We start from the raw sequence: 668 nt of genomic DNA, 5'->3' as shown, positions 1-668 counted from the left end.
GGTCAAGTCCCGTGGCGTGGTGTGTGACGGCGACCGCGTGATCTCCCAGATCGGTCAGGCGCTGAGCGCCGGGAGGGTCACCTCCTGGGTGGTGTCGGAGTCGGTGTCGTGGCCGGTGACGGGCCGGATGCGGCAGCGGGCGAGGACGTCGAGGCCGAGGTAGCGGCGGCCTTCGGTCCATTCGTCGTGCTGCTCGGCCAGCACGGCCCCGACGAGCCGGATGAGTGCGTCGCGGTCGGGGAAGATGCCGACCACGTCGGTGCGCCGGCGGATCTCCCGGTTGAGCCGCTCGTTGGGGTTGTTGCTCCAGATCTGCCGCCACACCTCTGTGGGGAAGGCGGTGAAGGCCAGCACGTCGGCCCGGGCGGCCTCCAGATGCTCGGCGACCTTCGGCAGCTTGTCGGCCAGGGCGTCCAGCACCCGGTCGAACTGGGCGTGCACCGAGGCGGTGTCAGGCTGGTCGTAGACCGAGTGCAGCAGCGCCCGCACCCACGGCCAGGAGCTCTTGGGGCAGGCCGCCATCAGGTTCGCGGCGTAGTGCGTGCGACATCTCTGCCAGCCGGCTCCGGGCAGGGCGGCACCGATCGCCTCGACCAGCCCGCGGTGCGCATCAGAGGTCACGAGCTGGACTCCGGTCAGGCCGCGGGCGGTCAGATCCCGGAAGAAGG

Annotated in this window: 1 protein-coding gene; it reads right to left on the bottom strand. The window is 71.1% G+C overall.

From position 1 onward, the window contains the following. Positions 1-54 precede the first annotated feature (54 nt). Positions 55-668, bottom strand: a 614-nt coding sequence (locus ABQ292_RS26620) for an IS256 family transposase (RefSeq protein ID WP_369210708.1), incomplete at its 5' end; no start/stop codon positions are given.

Source organism: Geodermatophilus maliterrae (genome assembly GCF_041018925.1).
Taxonomy (GTDB): domain Bacteria; phylum Actinomycetota; class Actinomycetes; order Mycobacteriales; family Geodermatophilaceae; genus Geodermatophilus; species Geodermatophilus maliterrae.
Note: the sequence above shows the minus strand (reverse complement) of the source record. Positions and strands in the feature narration are given on the sequence as shown.